Origin of the sequence: Bradyrhizobium sp. Bra78, assembly GCF_024519855.1 — a bacterium.
GTDB lineage: Bacteria > Pseudomonadota > Alphaproteobacteria > Rhizobiales > Xanthobacteraceae > Bradyrhizobium > Bradyrhizobium japonicum_G.
This window is the reverse complement of the sequence record NZ_JALJRE010000002.1, coordinates 152,574-170,936: the sequence shown is the minus strand read 5'-3', so window position 1 is coordinate 170,936 and position 18,363 is coordinate 152,574. Positions and strand designations below refer to the sequence as shown.

Genomic DNA, 18,363 nt, shown 5'->3' with positions numbered 1-18,363 from the left:
TGCTGATGCTGCTGGTCGGTGCGCTGTTCATGGCGATCCGCTTGACGACTCCCCAGGAGCAGCAGTCGGAATCGCTTCCGCAATAGGTCAGCACGGTTCCACCAGGGGTAGAATCGCCCGTCCTTCCAGAATATCCATCACCTCTTTTCTAGGCACGCGCGACTCCCCGTTGAGCATGAGGCCCGGCAACAATCGCGTTGGGGCCCTCCCGCCCTTGATCGCGCGCACCAGCACGCGGATCGCAGGCCGCCCGGCTTCACCATGAACCGGCAGAATCGCGAGACTTCCGAAGCCGCGAGACAGCGCCGCCAAGACGTCCGCGATCCCATCTGCGCGCCAAATCAATGTCAGCGCGCCATTCGATCGGAGGATGCGCCGCGCCGCATGCACCCAGGCATTCAGCGTCTCATCCGTCGCCACATGCGCGCTGTGGCGCATCTGATCCGGCGAGCCGCGATGGCGCGCGGGGTCGTTGAAGGGCGGGTTCATCAGGACTACGTCGACGCTGTCGGGCACGAGGCCATTCGCCGCAAACGCCGGCGCGTCGGCCGTGACGTCGAGCACGATGGTCTCGGCGGCAATCGCATTCGCCGCCGCATTGGCGCGGGCGAGCTCCGCCAGCTCCGGATCGATCTCGACGAGGCCAAGCCTGATCCCCGCCACGCGCCGGGCGAGCGCCAGCCCGGCCGTGCCGATGCCGGCGCCGAGATCGACCACGCGGTCGCCGGGTCCCGCCTGCGTCGCCGCCGCAAGCAGAATGGCGTCATGCCCGGCGCGATGGCCGGACCGCTTCTGTTTCAGCCGCAACTGCCCGCCGAGAAAGGCGTCCTCGGTGATGTCTGCCAGGGCGTCAATCATCCAGGCCCTCAATCATCGCCGCGGAGCTCGTGGCTGAGGCCGGCCTCGGTGAGGAGCAGCCTGGCCTCCTGGGCGTCGTCCTCATGAACCAGTATCCGCCGCGGCAAGATGCCGAGAGAGCCTTCGATGATGCTCATGTTCTGGTCCAGCACCAGATGATGGATGTTGGCACCGTCGAGCAGCGCACCGATCGCCGACACCAGCACCATATCGTTGGTCCGAACCAGTTCACGCAAAGCGGGTCTCCTGCCTGAGCGGGGTTAAGCGGCAATGTCAATGGTTCCACGGCCCTTGCCGCATCCCCGTCCAGTTTCTATTGTCTTTCCATCAGAATAGCCCTTCCGGGGCAAATATTGGAGACCGGCGTGGCCGTCATCGTACCATTCGAAACTCCCGGCGCGTCGATCGAAGAGCTGGTTGTCCTTGTCGCTGGTGACATGGAGCGCGTCAACGCCACGATCCTGTCGCGGACCGGTTCGGACGTGACCATGATCCCCGAGGTAGCCAACCATCTGATCTCCTCCGGCGGCAAGCGCCTGCGCCCCATGCTGACGCTCGCCATGGCCAACCTCGCCGGCTACACCGGCGACGGCCACATCAAGTTGGCAGCCTCCGTCGAATTCATGCATACCGCGACCCTGCTCCACGACGACGTCGTCGACGAGAGCGAGATGCGCCGCGGCAAGCTCTCGGCGCGCATGCTCTGGGGCAACGAGGCGAGCGTGCTGGTCGGCGACTTCCTGCTCGGCCAGGCTTTCCGCATGATGGTGGAGGTCGGCTCGCTCCGCGCGCTCGACATTCTGTCCGCGGCGGCTGCGACCATCGCCGAGGGCGAGGTGATGCAGCTCGCCGCCGCCAAGAACACCGCGACCACCGAGGACGAATATCTCGCCGTGATCCGCGGCAAGACCGCCGAGCTGTTCGCGGCCGCCTGCGAGGTCGGCCCTGTCATCGCCAACCGCCCGAAGGCGGAGCAGACGGCCTGCCGCTCGGTCGGCATGAACCTCGGCATCGCCTTCCAGCTCGTCGACGACGTGCTCGATTACGGCGGCAAGAGCGCAAAACTCGGCAAGAACACCGGCGACGATTTCCGCGAAGGCAAGATCACGCTGCCGGTCGTGCTCGCCTTCCGCCGCGGCAACGACACCGAGCGCGCATTCTGGATCCGTGCGCTCGAGCGCGGCGAGATCGGCGACACCGATCTCGATCACGCCATCGGCCTGATGAACAAGCATCGCGCGCTCGAGGACACAATCAGCCGTGCCCACCACTACGGCGCCATGGCGGTCGACGCGCTCGCCCTGTTTCCGTCGTCGCCGATGAAGAGCGCGCTGGAGCAGGTCGTGGCGTTCTGCCTGGCGCGGTCGCACTAGGCGGCGGCTTAGCGCTCCGCTATCAGCCCCGTCATCCTGGGGCGCGAGGCATGGACGCAACGCGTCCCATGGGGAGCCTCGAAGGGGAAACGGCCGAGAGCAGCCGGGCCTCCGCCCTTCGAGGCTCGCCGAAGAGGCGAGCACCTCAGGGTGACGGTTATAGATGGGCGGCGCTGCTCCCACCTCGTCATTGCAAACGCAGCGGAGCAATCCGGTCTGTCCCTGCGGCAAGACTCTGAATTGCTTCGCTTCGCGGCGCTCGCAATGCCGGAGCATGGAGCGCAAGTACCGTTCGCCCGACTCGCATCTCAAATCACAGAGGCAGTTTCGCAAGTCCCGCTCCTCGTCCTCCCCTGCGACGAAGCTGCTTTCCTAGTTACTTGCATTTTGCAAGTCACTACCCTACCTTCTTGCCATGCAGCCCAGATCGCCCTCCGTCCTGGAATGCCCGGTCGGCCGCGCCGTGGAGACGGTCGGCGAATGGTGGAGCATTCTGATCCTGCGGGATGCGTTCCAGGGCGCAACGAAGTTCGACGAGTTTTCGCAAAGCCTCGGCATCGCGCCGAACATCCTGTCGCGGCGCCTTGCCCATCTCACGGAGAGCGGCATGTTCGTTCGCCGCCGCTATCATGAGCGGCCACCGCGTTACGAATATGTGCTGACGGACAAGGCGCGGGATTTCTTTCCCGTGATCGTCGCGCTGCTGGCCTGGGGCAACAAGCATCTCGCGCCGAAGGGCGAAGCCATTCTGCTGGCGAACCGCGACGATATTCGTCCGTTCGATCCGGTCATGGTCGACGCCGCCGACATGCGCCCGATCACGCTCGCCAACGCGGTCGTGATCGCAGGTCCCGGAGCGAGCCGCTTGATGCGCCGCCGCCTCACTTCGCTCAAGGCCATGAACCCGGCCCTTGCGCCGGCTGGAGACTGACATGCGTCGTATCGTCGTGACGGGAATGGGCGCGGTGTCGCCGCTCGGCTGCGGTGTCGAACTGTCCTGGCGCCGGCTGCTCGGCGGCCGGAGTGGGCTTCGGCCGCTGCCGGAATGGTCGCAAGTGCTGCCCGCGCGCATTGCCGGGCTCGTGCCTGGAAAGGCCGAGGACGCAGATGGCGGCTTCGATCCCGCGCAGGCCGCCCCGCCAAAGGACCAGCGCAAGATGGACCGCTTCATCCTGTTCGCGCTGCTCGCAACGGCAGAAGCGGTCGCACAAGCCGGATGGACGCCGCAAGACGCGGCCGCGCTGGAGCGAACCGCGACGATTATCGGCTCCGGCGTCGGCGGTTTTCCGGCGATGGCAGAGGCGGTGCGCATCACCGAGCATCGCGGACCGCGCCGGCTGTCGCCGTTCACCATCCCCTCGTTCCTCGCCAATCTCGCCGCAGGCCACGTCTCCATCAAATACGGCTACAAGGGAGCGCTGGGCACGCCGGTCACGGCCTGCGCCGCCGGTGTCCAGGCAATCGGCGATGCCACGCGGATGATCCGCGCCGGCGAAGCCGACATCGCGATCTGCGGCGGCGCGGAGGCCTGCATCGACATCGTCAGCCTCGGCGGCTTTGCCGCGGCCCGCGCGCTGTCGAGCGGATTCAACGACGAGCCGGCACGCGCCTCGCGCCCGTTCGATCGCGACCGCGACGGTTTTGTGATGGGCGAAGGCGCCGGCATCCTGGTGATCGAGGAGCTGGAGCATGCCTTGTCGCGTGGCGCGACGCCGATCGCGGAGATCGTCGGATACGGCACGACGGCGGACGCCTATCACATGACGTCGGGCCCACCGGACGGCGACGGCGCCCGCCGCGCCATGGAGATCGCGCTCCGGCAGGCTCGGCTGGAGCCCGGCGACTTGCAGCACCTCAACGCACATGCGACCTCGACGCCCGCCGGCGACGAGAGCGAGCTCGGCGCGATTGCCACGCTGTTCGGCCGCAATCGAAACATTGCGGTGAGCGCGACCAAATCGGCCACCGGCCACCTGCTCGGCGCCGCCGGAGGGCTGGAGGCGATCTTTACCGTCCTCGCCCTGCGCGACCAGATCGCGCCGCCGACCCTCAATCTGGAAAATCCCGATCCGGGTGCGGACGGCATCGACATCGTCTCGGGCGCGGCGCGGCCGATGCCGATGCAGCACGCCATCTCCAACGGCTTTGGCTTCGGCGGGGTGAATGCCAGCGTGATCTTCCGCCGGATGGGCTAAACGCGAAGGCTTGCAATCGCGCCGGGCATCGCTACCAAAGCAGGATGACCGAAACCAGTTTCTGGCTGTTCCTGGCCGCCGCTTGTCTCATTGCCGCCGTTCCCGGCCCCGGCATCTTCTACGTCGCGGCGCGGACCTTGTCGGAAGGGCGCACCAGCGGCTTTGCCTCGACCGCGGGCACGGCGCTGGGCGGGCTGGTTCATGTGGTGGCGGGCAGCCTCGGCATCTCCGCCATCATTCTCGCGAGTGCCGAGCTGTTTGCCGCGGTGAAACTCGTCGGCGCGCTCTATCTGGTCTGGCTTGGCATCAAGACCTTCCGCAGCGCCGGCCGCACGCCTGCGCTGGGGAGTGAGCCCGTCGGCGACAGGCGCGCATTCCGCGACGGCGTGCTGGTCGAGGCGCTGAACCCGAAGACCGCCGCCTTCTTCCTCGCCTTCATTCCGCAGTTCCTCGATCCCTCGGGACCGAACCCCACTCTGCAGTTCATCGCGCTCGGTGCGATCTCGGTGATGCTGAACACGCTCGCCGACGTCGTCGTGGTGCTGATGGCGTCCGCCACACGGATGCAGCTGATTGCAAGGCCGCATCTGATGCGGCGCCTCACGCAAGGCTCCGGGGTGTTCATCGCGAGCCTCGGCCTCTCTCTTGCGCTGGCGCGGCGGCCGGTCAATGGATAACGCCCCGCAAAGCCGCTTCTATGAGTCACACGGCCTGCGGCTGCACTATGCCGACTGGGGCAACGAGGGCGCGCCCGTCGCAGTCCTGGTCCATGGCGGCCGCGATCATTGCCGAAGCTGGGACCTCATCGCGCGCTCGCTGCAGCCGCACTTTCACGTGCTCGCGCCCGACCTGCGTGGTCACGGCGATTCCGACTGGACCAAAGGCGGCAGCTACGCGCTGACCGAGTATGTCTACGATCTCGCGCAGCTCGTCCGGACCATCGCAGCGCCGCAAGTGACGCTGATCGGCCATTCGATGGGCGGCATGGTGAGCCTGATTTTTTCGGGAGCATTCCCCGAGCTGGTCTCCAAGCTGGTCGTCCTCGATGGTGTGACCATGCTGCCGGATACGCCGAAGCCGCCGGCGCATGAGCGCATTGCCAAATGGATCGGGCAGCTCGACAAGCTGCACGACCGCGCGCCGCGCCGCTATTCGACCCTCGCGGACGCGGCCGCGCAGATGGTGCTTCACAACAAGCGGCTGTCCCGCGACCTCGCGCTGCATCTTGCAACCCACGGCGCGCGGCGGAACGAGGACGGCACCTATAGCTGGAAGTTCGATCCCTACCAGCGCGCCAGTGCGCCGCACCGGCTCTGGCCGGACGACCACGTCGCGCTGTGGTCGCGCATCACATGCCCGACGCTGCTGCTCAATGCCGGCGAAAGCTTTCTCGCGGGCGCCAGGGCCGCCGGCCTGGAGCGCTATTTCCCGCAGGCGCGCGTCGAGACCATCGCCGGAGCCGGACACTGGCTGCAGCACGACAAGCCGCAAGAGGTGCTGGGGGAGATCCGCCGCTTTCTCGGGCTCGGCGAGGACGGCGGCTAGCTCAACGTCCCCGCATGCACCCACCAGCCGGGGTGATCGCGCCGGATCTTTTCGGCGGCGGCATTGGCATCGGTGGACGCGCCATAGATCGCAAAGCAGGTCGCACCCGAGCCCGACATGCGCGCGAGCTTGACGCCTGCGGAATCGCGCAAGGCCTCCAGCACGCCGCCGATGACAGGCTCGATGCGGAGCGCGGGAGCTTCGAGATCGTTGGCGACGGTCTCGAGAACGTCGACCCAATCGGCAATGGAGGCGCCCTCGTCCGGCCAGGCCGGGGAGTTCAGGACTGACGTGGCGCCAACCAGGAGTTCGCCGTTGCGCAGGCCCAGCGCCTGGAACACGTCCTTGGTCGCGACCGGCACGCGCGGATTGACCATGACGCAGGGCATGGGCGGCAATGCGAGCGGCAGCAGCTGCTCGCCGACGCCGGTCATGTCGCAGGCGCGCGAGGCGAGGCAGACCGGCACGTCGGCGCCGGTCGCAAGCGCGACCTTCTGCAAGCGCGGATCGCCGAGCGACAGATCGTTGAGACGCGCCAGCAGCCGCAGCGCCGCCGCGGCGTCCGCCGAACCGCCGCCGATGCCGGCCGCCACCGGGAGCACCTTGTCGAGCGCGAAGGCGCCCAGCTTCAGGCCCGGCACGGCTTCGGCCAGAAGCTTGGCGGCCTTGAACACGAGATTGTCGGAGGCATCGCCGCAGGCGGCCGCAAGCGGCCCTGTGGTGGTGAGCTTGAGCTCGCCACCCGGCTCCAGCGTCAGCCGGTCGGCGCAATCGGCGAATGCGACCACGCTTTCGAGATCATGATAGCCGTCGGCACGCCGGCCGACGACGCGAAGGCTCAGATTGACCTTCGCGCGCCCCTCTTCAATCAACGCCGGCATCGGCGACGAACCCCCAAACGCACTCAGAATTTAGCCGCCCTTGCCGTCGTCTTTCTTCTTGTCCGCCTGCGCGGCCGAAGAGTTCGAATCGTCGGTCATGCCGTTGGCGATCTTGGCCTCGATCTTCGGCAATTCTTCCGGCTCGGGCTTGAGATCGCGCGCATGCGCCCACTGGAATTTGGCCTCCAGCGTACGGCCGACACGCCAATAGGCGTCGCCGAGGTGATCGTTGATGGTGGGATCCTCGGGCTTGAGGTCGATGGCACGCTCGAGATTCTTCACCGCCTCCTCGTAGTTGCCGATACGGTAATAAGCCCAGCCGAGCGAGTCGACGATGTAGCCGTCGTCAGGACGCTGCTCGACGGCACGCTTGATCATCTTCATGCCGTCGTCGAGGTTCACGCCCTGGTCGATCCAGGAATAGCCGAGATAATTGAGGACGTGCGGCTGGTCGGGCTGCAGCTCGAGCGCCTTCTTCATGTCGGCTTCGGCCTTGCCCCATTCCTTGGAGCGCTCCTCGCAGATGCCGCGATAATAATACCAGACGCTGTTGGCCTTGTCGGCCCCGGCCGGCAGCACGTCGATGCCACGCGAGTAGGTCGCGCCGCAGTCGCCGAACTTCTTGCGGCCGCGCTCGATGTTGCCGAGCGCCATGATGGCTTCGAGGTCCTTTGCGTCCTCCGTGGTGACGCTTTTGAGAATCTTGATCGCCTCCTCGGTGCGGTCGGCGGCATCCAGATCGATGGCGAGCTGGATCTGGGCGTTGCGCTTCAACGGTGAGGTCGCCGGCACCCTCTCATAGACCTTGATCGCCATCTGCGGCCGCTTCACCGATTCATAGAGATCGGCAAGCGAGAGCAGCGCCAGCGGATGGGTGGGCTGGAGGTAAAGCGAGAGTTGCAGATAGACCAGCGCCAGATCCTCGCCGCCGCGGCGGGTCAGCGTAGCGCCGATGCCGTAGAGCGCTTCCGCGGCGCCCGCCTGCGCGGAATCGACCAGCGGCGGCATCTTCTTGCCGGCCTTGGTGTCGCGCAGGCCTTCCACGATCAGCGGATGGCGGGCGAGCTTCTTGTCGAAGGCCTGGTAGACGGCGGTCGCGGCAGCGGAATCCTTGTTGCGCGAGAGCCAGCGGGCATAGGCCTCGGTGACGCGCAGCATGGAATCGTCGAGCTTGTATGCCCGCTCGAAGCGGGTGCCGGCGTCCTTCTCCTTGCCGGAAAGCTCGAGGATCATGCCGGCGTGGAGATCCTTGAACAGCGGATACCATTCCGGACCGGCCAGCTTGTCGATGGTGGCGACACCGCCCTTGGCATCGCCGGCGCCATAGGCGGCCCAGCCCGACAGCAGCGTGGCGACGAGATCGGTAATCGGGCCGCGGATCGACTGGTTGATGTTGGTCTGCGCGGCCGCGTACTTCTTGAGCTTGAGATCGTGCACACCGACGACCAGACGCGCGACGCGGTTGGTCTTGTCGATGGTGAGGATGCGCTCGGCGAGCTTGACGGCTTCGTCGATATCACCGTCCGCGACCGACGAGATGAAGGCGCGATCAAGCAGCTCGTTGTTCTTCGGATCGGTGCGCAGAGCGGAGCGGTAGAACGCGGCGGCCGAGGCCGCGTCGCGCTCGACGCTGGCGTGGCGGGCGGCGAGATAACTGCCGGAGGTCGTCAGCGACTTCAGATCGTTCCGGGTCGGAAACTGCGCCGCCGTGTCGGACGGATGATCCGGCGTCTGCGCCAGGACCGCGCCGGGGACCGTCGCGATCGCTGTGCCCATGAGGGCGATGGCGGCAACAGTCCAGCGGTTGAAACGATTTGAAAGCATCAGGGCTCGCCTTGAGTTGGTGGTGCCTGGGTCTGCAGCAGAAGGCCGTCTCGCATGCGAACGCGGCCGGCGACATCGGGACCGGAACCGTCAGGGCCGGACAATGCCGCTTTTGGCGCTTCACCGCAAGGATTCGGACCGGGCGTTCCCCGCCGCACGCCCCAAATCGGCCAAGTGACCGGTCAAGTGCGCCCCAAGACGCTGCTAGTATGGCCTTATCGTGGCCACGGGCCGCACCCCCGGCCCGGTTCTCACGCGAACGTGCGTCACAATTCCTGGGTCACGCAATCTTGGTCACATTGGGTCTGGCTCGATCGGGCCTGCCTGATCGCGTTGGCCCGATTGCCCGGGCTTACATCGCCTCGTAATTCGGGCCGCCACCGCCCTCCGGGGGAACCCAGGTGATGTTGCCGTTGGGGTCCTTCACGTCGCAGGTTTTGCAGTGGACGCAATTCTGGGCGTTGATCTGGTAGCGCGGGCTCGCCCCCTCCTCGACCCACTCATAGACGCCGGCCGGACAATAGCGATTCGAGGGACCGGCGAACACGTCGTGCTCGGAGGTCTTCTGGAGGTTCATGTCCGTGACCTTGAGATGGACCGGCTGGTCTTCCTCATGATTGGTGTTGGACAGGAACACGGACGAGAGCTTGTCGAAGGAGATCTTGCCGTCGGGCTTCGGATAGGTCCTGGGCGCGTGGCTTTTGGCCGGATCGAGCGTGGCGCGATCGGGCTTCGCATGCGACTGGGTGCCGAACAGCGAAGCGCCGAACAGCGTGTTGCACCACATGTCGAAGCCGCCGAGCGCGACGCCGAGCACGGTGCCGAACTTCGACCACAGCGGCTTGACGTTGCGGACCAGGAACAGATCCTTGCCGACGGAGGACGAGCGCCACGCGTTCTCGTATTCGACGATCTCGTCATTGGCGCGGTCGGCGGCGAGCGCCGCCGCGACATGCTCGGCGGCGAGCATGCCGGTGCCCATCGCATTGTGCACGCCCTTGATGCGGGGCACGTTGACGAAGCCGGCCGCGCAGCCGATCAGCGCACCGCCGGGGAAGCTGAGCTTCGGCACCGACTGATAGCCGCCCTCGGTGATGGCGCGCGCGCCATAGGCGAGCCGCTTGGCGCCCTCGAAGGTGCCGCGGATCGAAGGGTGCGTCTTGAAGCGCTGGAACTCGTCGAACGGCGACAGATAAGGATCGTCGTAGTTCAGATGCACGACGAAGCCGACGGCGACGAGATTGTCGTCATAGTGATAGAGGAACGAGCCGCCGCCGGTCTTCAGGTCAAGCGGCCAGCCGAAGGAATGCTGGATCATACCCTTCTGGTGCTTGGCGGGATCGATCTGCCAGACTTCCTTCAGGCCGATGCCGAACTTCGCCGGCTCGCTGTTGGAATCCAGCGCGAACTTGGCGATGAGCTGCTTGGTCAGGCTGCCGCGTGCGCCCTCCGCAAACAGCGTGTACTTGCCGAGCAATTCCATGCCACGGGTGAAAGAGTCCTTCGGCTTGCCGTCCCGGCCGATACCCATGTCGCCGGTGGCGATGCCCTTGACCTTGCCCTCCTCGTCATAGAGCACCTCGGCCGCGGCAAAGCCCGGATAGATCTCGACGCCGAGCGCTTCCGCCTTTCGTCCCAGCCAGCGGCAGACATTGCCGAGCGATCCGATATAGCAGTGATGGTTGTGCATCAGCGGCGGCATCATGAATTCCGGCAGCTTGATCGCGCCGCCCGCGGTCATCCAGTAGAAGCGATCCTCCTTGACCTGCGTCTTCAGCGGGCAGTCGGAATCCTTGCGCCAGTCCGGAACGAGCTTGTCGAGACCGGCCGGATCGATCACGGCGCCGGAGAGAATATGCGCGCCGACCTCGGAGCCCTTCTCCACCACGACGACGTTGAGATCGGCATTGAGCTGCTTCAGCCGGATCGCGGCCGACAGGCCCGACGGGCCGGCGCCGACGATGACGACGTCGAATTCCATGGATTCGCGCGGGGGAAGTTCTTCGGTGCTCATCTGATCTCAGCCCTTGAGACGGTCCTTGGTCGATTGCGCCCTCTTGTTTCCGATTTTTCCGGGTAGGACAACCTCGGAAATGCATTTCACTGGGATGCAAGGCGGCCCAAGGTGATATAAAAGTCGGACTTTCCCATGATCCCAGAACCCGCCCCCACTGTCCGCGAGCTTCTTGCCTTCTATCTGGAGGCCGGCGTCGATTGCGCGCTCACGGAGGAACCGCTCGACCGCCTGGCGGAATTGGATCCCCCGCCTCCGGCTCAGCGCGCGGCACCGCCGGCCGAGGCACCGCGGCCGGTTGCGGCTCCGGCGGTGATGCGCGGCGAGGCCGCACCTGCGCCCGACGTCGCCATTGCGTCCGCACGCGAGGCTGCGCGCACGGCGCCGACGCTGGAGGCGCTGCGCGAGCTGATGCAAGGTTTTGAGGGCTGCGCGCTGAAGCACACCGCGACGCGGCTGGTATTCGCCGACGGCAATCCGCAGGCGCGCATCATGTTCGTCGGCGAAGCGCCGGGGCGCGACGAGGACATCGAGGGGCTTCCCTTCGTCGGACGCAGCGGCAAGCTGCTCGATTTGATGATAGGAGCCATAGGCCTCAACCGCACCACCGCCTATATCGCCAACGTCATTCCGTGGCGGCCGCCGGGCAACCGCACGCCGACACCGCAGGAAACGCAAATCTGCCTGCCCTTCATCCAGCGCCAGATCGAGCTGGTGAATCCCGACGTGCTGGTGACGCTCGGCAATCCCTCGACGCAGACGCTGCTCGGAACGCGCGAAGGCATCATGCGCACCCGCGGACGCTGGTTCGACTACGAGACGGGCGGGCGCACCATTCGCGCGCTGCCGACGTTCCACCCCGCCTACCTGTTGCGCTCGCCTTCGTACAAGCGGCTGGCCTGGCAGGATCTGCGCGCGGTCGCGAAGGTGCTGGCGGGCGCGTGAGGGGCAGCATGCCCTGTCCCCGTCATTGCGGGCGAGAGAGCACGCGAGCGGCTCAGGCCCCCTTCGGCCGCACGATGGCCCAGCCGATGCGCAGGAGCTGCTGGCGTCCGGTCACCAGCCATTCGAAGGCGCGGGGGACTTCCGGGACGATGCCGGGAAAGCGCGCGAGGATTTCGGGCGGCGGAGTGCCGGCCGTGTCGGAGGCACGCCAGACCACAACGCCGCCGGTCTCGCTGAATTTGGCCTGATTCATCCACGGCGTGCGCGCGGGCTGGGCATCGATGAAGAGATGCGGCCGGCCGGAATGCAGCGTGATCAGGCTCGCAAGCTGGGTCTCGCCGGCGACCGCGCGCAGGCGATGGTTGGTGCGGCGGGCAAAGCTCTCGTCGAAGAAATCCGAGATCGCGCGCGCCGGCATCGAGGTCGCGATCTCATTGGCGCCCGTCCAGGGCAGAAACAGCACGGCAAGCACGACGCCGATGGCGGGCGCCACGACGGCGGCGGCCCACACCATCCGCAGCATGCGCGCGCGGCGCATCGCGATGAGATCGCCGGCCATTACGACCACGGCAAGTCCCGACATCACGAGCACGACGCCGGCGCCGCCAACGACGGATTCGAGACCGAGCAGGCCGGAGATCAGGACCGCACCGAGCGCCGGCGCCAGAGCGAAGAAATAGACGAAGTTGCGCGCGAGCGGCTCGACCGGTGGGCGGTAGATGATCGGCGCCTCCTCACTCTTCGGAACGAACAGCCCGGTGTTGAGGAAAGTCAGCGCCGGGATCGCCGCGGCGCCGAGCGCGAGCCCGCCGAGCAGCCAGGCCGCGTGCAGTGCGCGGGCGTTCAGCTCAGCGACCTCGGGCAAGCTCGGCATCACGAGCGTCTCGGCGCGCATCAGCCAGACCGCATAGGGCAGCGCCAGCACGGCGACGACGATCAGCGCGAACAGCGGATCGAGCGCGCGCAGGGTCCGCCGGCCGCCGGCGGTCGAGAGCGCGAAGACGACGATCAGCAGCAGGAGGAAGATCGCGGCCGGCGTCGTCAGCAGCAACAGGCCCGCCTCGATCGACCAGGCGAACCACGCATTGCCGCGGCGCTGGCCGATGATCTGCCAGGAATGCAGCAGCAGCAGCGCCCAGAGCGGCCGCGCCAGCACCAGGGGGCCGAAGTCGAGCGCGGGCGAGGAGAAGGCCAGCACCGTCATGGTCAGCAGCACGGCGAGCACCGCCTGCTGCGAACCGACCACGGCGCGGGAGAGATGATAGAGCGTGACGAAGGTCGCGATCTCGCAGAGCTCGGCCAGGACATAGACGCCGAACATATGGCCACCGGCGGCGCGATAGGCGATGTCGGCGAGCCAGACCGGCAAGGGCGGGCCCAGATCAGTACCGACCTGGTATTCCCGGCCGAACGCCAGCAGGGTCGCAAGGGTGCCGGGCGGGCTGCGGTAGAACACCAGCGCCACGAACAGCCACATCGCGGCCTGGAGCAGCACGGCGATCCACACGATCAGCCGCGGCCGGGCGCGAATGAGCTCGATGACCAGGGAGGTAAACCGCATGCATTGCCTGAAAGATGCAGCCAACCCGTCCAGCCGGCTCTATTCGCTCATGTCTGTTTTGATAAAGGGCGCTGCGCGTCGTGGCAACCGCGTCTCGTCTAGAGATTCGCCGGCAGGTCGGCTTCCACGCTCGTCTCCACCTGCACCTCGACTTCGGTGACGGTGAACAGGTCCTGCACGGGCTCGACCGTCCAGGGCATATGCTTGGCACGCGCCGCCGCGACCGGGGCAAAGAAGCTGCGGTGGTGGACGGTGGGACCGAGGCGGTCGAGCGCGTCCAGGTGCTCGGGAACGGCGTAGCCCTTGTGCTGCTCGAAACCGTAGCCGGGGCAGTCCTGCGCCAGGGCGCACATCAGGCGGTCCCGCGTCACCTTGGCGATAATCGAGGCCGCTGCGATCGACAGCACGATGCCGTCGCCGCCGATCACGGCCTCACAGTCGCAGGAGGTGTCGAGCCGGTCGCGGCCGTCGACGAAGACGTGACGAGGCGGTTCGGGCAGCGCTCCCACGGCACGCTTCAGAGCCCACAGCGAGGCGCGCAGAATGTTGTCGCGATCGATCCGCGAGCGCGAGGCGACGGCGACCGAGACCTGCGCGGTGGCGCAGATCTTGTCGAACAGCCTTTCGCGCTGCTCCGCCGTCAGCCGCTTGGAATCGTCGATGCCGCGCGGGATGCGGTCGGGGTCGAGAATTACCGCGGCCGCCACCACGGGACCGGCGAGCGGCCCGCGGCCGGCCTCGTCGCAGCCGGCGACCGGCCAGACGCCGCGCTTGATCAGCGCCCGCTCGCGGCGGAAGCTTGGCGCGGCCTTCTTGACTGGCTTGTTGGCGGACTTGTCCCGAATCATGGCCGGGATCGTGCGCAAGCGACATGGCCTGCGCAACGGGGAACCTCGGACAATTCCCGTTATTCAGATCAGCCGCCCTACTCGGCCAGATGCCCCCGCCGGTCCTCGCCGACCTCGATGCCGGGCGCGACCACGACCTCCCAGGGATGGCCGTCGGGATCGGCAAAATAGCCGGAATAGCCGCCATAGTCGGTCTCATGTGCGGCCTTCAGCAGCACCGCTCCCTTGTCGACGGCGAAGGCCAGCACGCTGTCCACCTCGTCGCGCGCGCGACAGTTCCAGGCGAGCGTGATGCCTCGGAAGGTCGATGGCCTCGGCTGGTCCGGCAATTCGGCATCGGCCGCGAGCTCGCACCACGGAAACAGCGCGAGCACGGGGCCACCGGTATCGTAGAACGCAACGGCATCGCCAGTTGCCTTCAGTCGGCGCGAGAAGCCGAGCGCATCGTAAAAGGAGATGCTGGCGCGGATGTCGCCGACGCCGAGCGTGATGACGGTGAGCCGCGGCACCGGGGCCGGAAGTTTTTGACTCACGCTGAGCCTCCGTCCACTTCCCGCTCAGAACAGGCTGAGCTGATCGCCGTTCCGCTTCGGCTTGGCAAAATGGTCCGTCGTCAGCCTAGAGCGCCGCTTGTTGAGACCTAGCCTGTCGCAGGCGATCTCGAAGCGGCGGCCGATGGTCCAGGCCATCGGTCCGGTGCCCTTCATCCGCTCGCCCCATTTCGCATCGTAGTCGCGGCCGCCGCGCATATCGCGGATCAGGGTGAAGACGTGGCGGTAGCGGTCCGGATAGTTGGCCATCAGCCATTCGCGGAAGAGGTCGCGCACCTCCAGCGGCAGCCGCAGCAGCACGTAGGAGGCTTCCTTGACGCCGGCATGGGCGGCGGCATCCAGGATGCGCTCGATCTCGGAGTCGTTCAGCGCGGGGATCACGGGCGCGACCATCACCGTTGTCGGGATGCCGGCCTCGGAGAGCTGCTTCAGCGCCTCCAGCCGCTTCGGCGGCGTCGACGCCCGCGGCTCCATGGTGCGCGCCAGCTTCGGATCGAGCGAGGTGACGGAGATCCCGACCTTGGCGAGGTTGCGCCTGGCCATGCGCGCGAGAATATCGATGTCGCGCACGACCAGCGCCGACTTGGTGACGATGCCGACGGGATGGCCGGCGCGCTCCAGCACCTCGAGAATGCCGCGCATGATTTTGCGCTCGCGCTCGATCGGCTGATAGGGATCGGTGTTGGTGCCGATCGCGATCATCCGCGGCTCGTAGCCGGGCGCCGCAAGCTCCTTCTCGAGCAGCGAAGGCGCCTCGGGCTTCACGAACAGCTTCGACTCGAAGTCGAGCCCCGGGGACAGGCCGAGATAGGCATGGGTCGGCCGCGCGAAGCAATAGACGCAGCCGTGCTCGCAGCCGCGATAGGGATTGATCGAGCGGTCGAAGCCGATGTCGGGGGATTCGTTGCGGGTGATCACCTTGCGCGAGGTGTCGACGCCGACAATGGTCTTGAACGGCGGCAGCTCTTCCAGGCTCTGCCAGCCGTCGTCGAAGGCGACGCGGGCCTCGGCCTCATAGCGGCCGCTGGCGTTGGACTGCGCGCCCCGCCCTCGCCTGCGCTGCTTGTCGATGGCAACAGCGAGCTCTGGGAAATCGGAAAGCGCACCCGTCGGCTCGGAGGGCGCCGTGACCGGCGGGTGCTTGAGAGCATGAGAGGATGCTGGACTCATGAAGCCAAGATAGCACGCCAAAGGAACAAATCAAGAACACAAACAAAAAACTGCAAAACAACCCCATGCACAGTAGCCGCCTAAATTTGCGGCGGGCGTCCTTGACCTCACGCAACACGCCCGTCGTGTCGATTTCGTTTGATGCCGGCCAGGGATCAATCGCCGCAGATCAATGTTGGTGACAATCGCTGGGTGAAGGTCGGCAAGAACATGACAAATCAACGACAATCGGCCGCGGCGAGCGGCGACCTCGATCTACTCGATCGCTACTGGCGCGCCGCGAACTACCTCTCCGTCGGGCAAATCTACCTGCTCGACAACCCGCTGCTGCGCGAGCCCTTGCGGCCCGAGCACATCAAGCCGCGTTTGCTCGGCCATTGGGGCACGACGCCCGGCCTGAACTTCATCTACGTCCATCTCAACCGCGCCATCCGCGCGCTGGACCTGAGCGTGCTCTATGTCTGCGGCCCCGGCCATGGCGGGCCGGGCATGGTCGCCAACACCTATCTCGAGGGCAGCTACAGCGAGATCTATCCTGATATCGCGCGCGATACGGACGGGTTGCGCAAGCTGTTCCGGCAGTTCTCCTTCCCCGGCGGCATTCCGAGCCACGTAGCGCCGGAAACGCCGGGGTCGATCCACGAAGGCGGCGAGCTTGGCTACGCGCTGGTGCACGCCTATGGCGCGGCATTCGACAATCCCGACCTGATCGTCGCCTGTGTCGTTGGTGACGGCGAGGCCGAGACCGGCCCGCTCGCGGCCTCCTGGCACTCCAACAAATTCCTCAATCCCGTCCATGACGGCGCGGTGCTGCCGATCCTGCATCTCAACGGCTACAAGATCGCCAACCCGACTGTGCTCGGGCGGATGCGCGACGAAGAAATCCGCGACCTGTTCCGCGGGCTCGGCCACGAGCCGCTATTCGTCGAGGGCGACGATCCCAGGCTGATGCACCAGGCCATGGCCGATGCGCTCGATGTCGCGTTCGCCAGCATCCGCTCGATCCAGCAGCACGCCCGCGACGGCCGCAACAGCGTCGAGCGGCCGCGCTGGCCGATGATCGTGCTGCGCAGCCCGAAGGGCTGGACGGGCCCGAAAGAGGTCGAAGGCAAGAAGGTCGAAGGCTTCTGGCGTGCGCATCAGGTGCCGGTCGCAGGCTGCCGCGAGAATCCGGCGCATCTGAATATCCTCGAAGACTGGATGCGCAGCTACGAGCCGGAAAAGCTGTTCGATGCCGGCGGCGCACTCATCCCCGAGCTCCAGGCACTGGCGCCCGAAGGCATCCGCCGCATGGGCGCCAACCCGCACGCCAATGGCGGCCTCCTGAAGAAGGAGCTGAAGCTGCCGGATTTTCGCAGCTTTGCGGCCGAGGTACCGCAGCCCGGCGCCGTTACCGGCGAAGCAACCCGCGAACTCGGCAAATTCCTGCGCGACGTCATCCGCCTCAACGCCGAGGCGCGTAACTTCCGTATCATGGGCCCGGACGAGACCGCGTCAAACCGGCTGGACGCGGTGTTCGAGGCGACCGAACGCGTCTGGATGGAGCCGATCGAATCTTACGACGTGCATCTCGCGCAGGACGGACGCGTGATGGAAGTCCTGAGCGAGCATCTCTGCCAGGGTTGGCTGGAAGGCTATCTGCTCACGGGCCGGCACGGCTTCTTCTCCTGCTACGAGGCCTTCATCCACATCGTGGATTCCATGTTCAACCAGCACGCCAAATGGCTGAAGGTGACGCGGCATCTGCCGTGGCGGCGCCCGATCGCCTCGCTCAACTATCTGCTGACCTCGCATGTCTGGCGACAGGACCACAACGGCTTCAGCCATCAGGATCCCGGCTTCGTCGACTTCGTCGCCAACAAGAAGGCCGATATCGTCCGCATCTATTTTCCGCCGGATGCCAATACGCTGCTCTGGATCGCCGATCACTGCCTGCGCACCTATGACCGCGTCAACGTGATCGTCGCCGGCAAGCAGCCCGCGCCGCAATGGCTCTCGATGGAAGCAGCGGCCCCCCATTGCGATGCCGGCATCGGCATCTGGACCTGGGCCGGCACGGAGGACGCGAGCAGCGAGCCCGATTTGGTGATGGCCTGCGCCGGCGACGTGCCGACGCTGGAGACGCTCGCCGCCGTCGACCTTCTGCGCAAGACGCTGCCCGATTTGAAGATCCGGGTCGTCAACGTCGTCGACCTGATGACGCTTCAGCCCAAGGAGCAGCATCCTCATGGTCTTTCCGATCGCGACTTCGACAGCCTGTTCACGCGCGACAAACCGGTGGTGTTCGCCTATCACGGCTATCCTCACCTGATCCACCGGCTGACCTATAACCGCACCAACCATGCCGGCCTGCACGTCCGCGGCTTCATCGAAGAAGGCACCACGACCACGCCGTTCGACATGGTCGTGCTCAACGAGCTCGACCGCTATCACCTCGCGATCGAGGCGATCGAACGCGTGCCGGGCCTTGCGACCAGAGCCGCGCCTGTGAAGCAGCAGTTCCGCGACAAGCTGATCGAGCATTCGCGCTACATACGCGAGCATGGCGAGGACATGCCCGAGATCCGCGACTGGGCCTGGCCGGGCAAGACGGGCTGA

At 66.3% G+C, this 18,363-nt stretch carries 16 protein-coding genes; 7 read left to right on the top strand and 9 right to left on the bottom strand.

The features are described from left to right. Positions 1-87: 87 nt before the first annotated feature. A complete protein-coding gene (locus OC450_RS04820; RefSeq protein ID WP_262047288.1) occupies positions 88-858 on the bottom strand; it encodes a tRNA1(Val) (adenine(37)-N6)-methyltransferase in 771 nt (256 codons plus the stop codon). An 8-nt stretch (positions 859-866) separates the two neighbouring features. Then, positions 867-1,094 carry a DUF2007 domain-containing protein gene (locus OC450_RS04815; RefSeq protein WP_211386774.1) on the bottom strand — a complete coding sequence of 76 codons (228 nt, stop codon included), beginning with the start codon at positions 1,092-1,094 and terminating at the stop codon, positions 867-869. Positions 1,095-1,223: 129 nt separating this feature from the next. Between OC450_RS04815 and OC450_RS04810 the strand changes: the two genes are divergently transcribed. From OC450_RS04810 to OC450_RS04790, 5 genes are all read left to right on the top strand, one after another. Continuing rightward, positions 1,224-2,231, top strand: a complete 1,008-nt coding sequence (locus OC450_RS04810; RefSeq protein WP_262047287.1) for a polyprenyl synthetase family protein — start codon at positions 1,224-1,226, stop codon at positions 2,229-2,231. A 415-nt stretch (positions 2,232-2,646) separates the two neighbouring features. Continuing rightward, positions 2,647-3,162 carry a winged helix-turn-helix transcriptional regulator gene (locus OC450_RS04805; RefSeq protein WP_262047286.1) on the top strand — a complete coding sequence of 172 codons (516 nt, stop codon included), beginning with the start codon at positions 2,647-2,649 and terminating at the stop codon, positions 3,160-3,162. A gap of 1 nt (position 3,163) precedes the next feature. Continuing rightward, on the top strand, positions 3,164-4,426 hold the full coding sequence (gene fabF / locus OC450_RS04800; RefSeq protein WP_211386777.1) for a beta-ketoacyl-ACP synthase II: 1,263 nt from the start codon (positions 3,164-3,166) through the stop codon (positions 4,424-4,426). Positions 4,427-4,470: 44 nt separating this feature from the next. Then, a complete protein-coding gene (locus OC450_RS04795) occupies positions 4,471-5,103 on the top strand; it encodes a LysE family translocator (RefSeq protein ID WP_262047285.1) in 633 nt (210 codons plus the stop codon). Continuing rightward, complete coding sequence (locus tag OC450_RS04790; protein ID WP_262047284.1) at positions 5,096-5,971, top strand: alpha/beta fold hydrolase; 876 nt, start codon at positions 5,096-5,098, stop codon at positions 5,969-5,971. Before OC450_RS04795 ends, OC450_RS04790 begins: the two co-directional genes overlap by 8 nt. On the opposite strand, the gene OC450_RS04785 is transcribed toward OC450_RS04790, so the two are convergent. The 3 genes from OC450_RS04785 to OC450_RS04775 form a co-directional block, all read right to left on the bottom strand. Beyond that, positions 5,968-6,852: a 4-(cytidine 5'-diphospho)-2-C-methyl-D-erythritol kinase gene (locus tag OC450_RS04785; RefSeq protein ID WP_262047283.1), complete on the bottom strand. Its 885-nt coding sequence runs from the start codon at positions 6,850-6,852 to the stop codon at positions 5,968-5,970. The genes OC450_RS04790 and OC450_RS04785 overlap by 4 nt on opposite strands. A gap of 30 nt (positions 6,853-6,882) precedes the next feature. Then, on the bottom strand, positions 6,883-8,676 hold the full coding sequence (locus tag OC450_RS04780; protein WP_211386781.1) for a tetratricopeptide repeat protein: 1,794 nt from the start codon (positions 8,674-8,676) through the stop codon (positions 6,883-6,885). A gap of 352 nt (positions 8,677-9,028) precedes the next feature. Next, the gene (locus OC450_RS04775; protein ID WP_211386782.1) at positions 9,029-10,690 is read right to left on the bottom strand and encodes an electron transfer flavoprotein-ubiquinone oxidoreductase; all 1,662 of its coding nucleotides are present in this window, start codon (positions 10,688-10,690) and stop codon (positions 9,029-9,031) included. 135 nt (positions 10,691-10,825) lie between these two features. Between OC450_RS04775 and OC450_RS04770 the strand changes: the two genes are divergently transcribed. Then, entirely contained in the window at positions 10,826-11,635 is an 810-nt protein-coding gene (locus OC450_RS04770; protein ID WP_262047282.1) for a uracil-DNA glycosylase family protein, read from the top strand. A 52-nt stretch (positions 11,636-11,687) separates the two neighbouring features. Here the strand turns inward: OC450_RS04770 and OC450_RS04765 are convergent, their stop codons facing one another. From OC450_RS04765 to OC450_RS04750, 4 genes are all read right to left on the bottom strand, one after another. After that, on the bottom strand, positions 11,688-13,196 hold the full coding sequence (locus OC450_RS04765) for a glycosyltransferase family 39 protein (protein WP_262047281.1): 1,509 nt from the start codon (positions 13,194-13,196) through the stop codon (positions 11,688-11,690). A gap of 98 nt (positions 13,197-13,294) precedes the next feature. After that, a complete protein-coding gene (locus OC450_RS04760; protein ID WP_211386785.1) occupies positions 13,295-14,044 on the bottom strand; it encodes a ribonuclease HII in 750 nt (249 codons plus the stop codon). 77 nt (positions 14,045-14,121) lie between these two features. Beyond that, on the bottom strand, positions 14,122-14,577 hold the full coding sequence (locus OC450_RS04755) for a VOC family protein (protein ID WP_262047280.1): 456 nt from the start codon (positions 14,575-14,577) through the stop codon (positions 14,122-14,124). Between the two features lie 24 nt (positions 14,578-14,601). Then, positions 14,602-15,765, bottom strand: coding sequence for a PA0069 family radical SAM protein (locus OC450_RS04750; protein WP_262047279.1), 1,164 nt, complete (start codon positions 15,763-15,765; stop codon positions 14,602-14,604). 210 nt (positions 15,766-15,975) lie between these two features. Here OC450_RS04750 and OC450_RS04745 point away from each other — a divergent pair, with 210 nt between their 5' ends. Further along, a complete protein-coding gene (locus OC450_RS04745) occupies positions 15,976-18,363 on the top strand; it encodes a phosphoketolase (RefSeq protein ID WP_262047555.1) in 2,388 nt (795 codons plus the stop codon).

Bases quoted from the DNA above. Each gene is read 5' to 3' on its own strand.
- fabF (WP_211386777.1), top strand. From the start codon at position 3,164: ATGCGTCGTATCGTCGTGACGGGAATGGGCGCGGTGTCGCCGCTCGGC.
- OC450_RS04785 (WP_262047283.1), bottom strand. From the start codon at position 6,852: ATGCCGGCGTTGATTGAAGAGGGGCGCGCGAAGGTCAATCTGAGCCTT.
- OC450_RS04795 (WP_262047285.1), top strand. From the start codon at position 4,471: ATGACCGAAACCAGTTTCTGGCTGTTCCTGGCCGCCGCTTGTCTCATT.
- OC450_RS04745 (WP_262047555.1), top strand. From the start codon at position 15,976: ATGACAAATCAACGACAATCGGCCGCGGCGAGCGGCGACCTCGATCTA.
- OC450_RS04805 (WP_262047286.1), top strand. From the start codon at position 2,647: ATGCAGCCCAGATCGCCCTCCGTCCTGGAATGCCCGGTCGGCCGCGCC.
- OC450_RS04775 (WP_211386782.1), bottom strand. From the start codon at position 10,690: ATGAGCACCGAAGAACTTCCCCCGCGCGAATCCATGGAATTCGACGTC.
- OC450_RS04780 (WP_211386781.1), bottom strand. From the start codon at position 8,676: ATGCTTTCAAATCGTTTCAACCGCTGGACTGTTGCCGCCATCGCCCTC.
- OC450_RS04765 (WP_262047281.1), bottom strand. From the start codon at position 13,196: ATGCGGTTTACCTCCCTGGTCATCGAGCTCATTCGCGCCCGGCCGCGG.
- OC450_RS04750 (WP_262047279.1), bottom strand. From the start codon at position 15,765: ATGAGTCCAGCATCCTCTCATGCTCTCAAGCACCCGCCGGTCACGGCG.
- OC450_RS04790 (WP_262047284.1), top strand. From the start codon at position 5,096: ATGGATAACGCCCCGCAAAGCCGCTTCTATGAGTCACACGGCCTGCGG.
- OC450_RS04770 (WP_262047282.1), top strand. From the start codon at position 10,826: ATGATCCCAGAACCCGCCCCCACTGTCCGCGAGCTTCTTGCCTTCTAT.
- OC450_RS04820 (WP_262047288.1), bottom strand. From the start codon at position 858: ATGATTGACGCCCTGGCAGACATCACCGAGGACGCCTTTCTCGGCGGG.
- OC450_RS04760 (WP_211386785.1), bottom strand. From the start codon at position 14,044: ATGATTCGGGACAAGTCCGCCAACAAGCCAGTCAAGAAGGCCGCGCCA.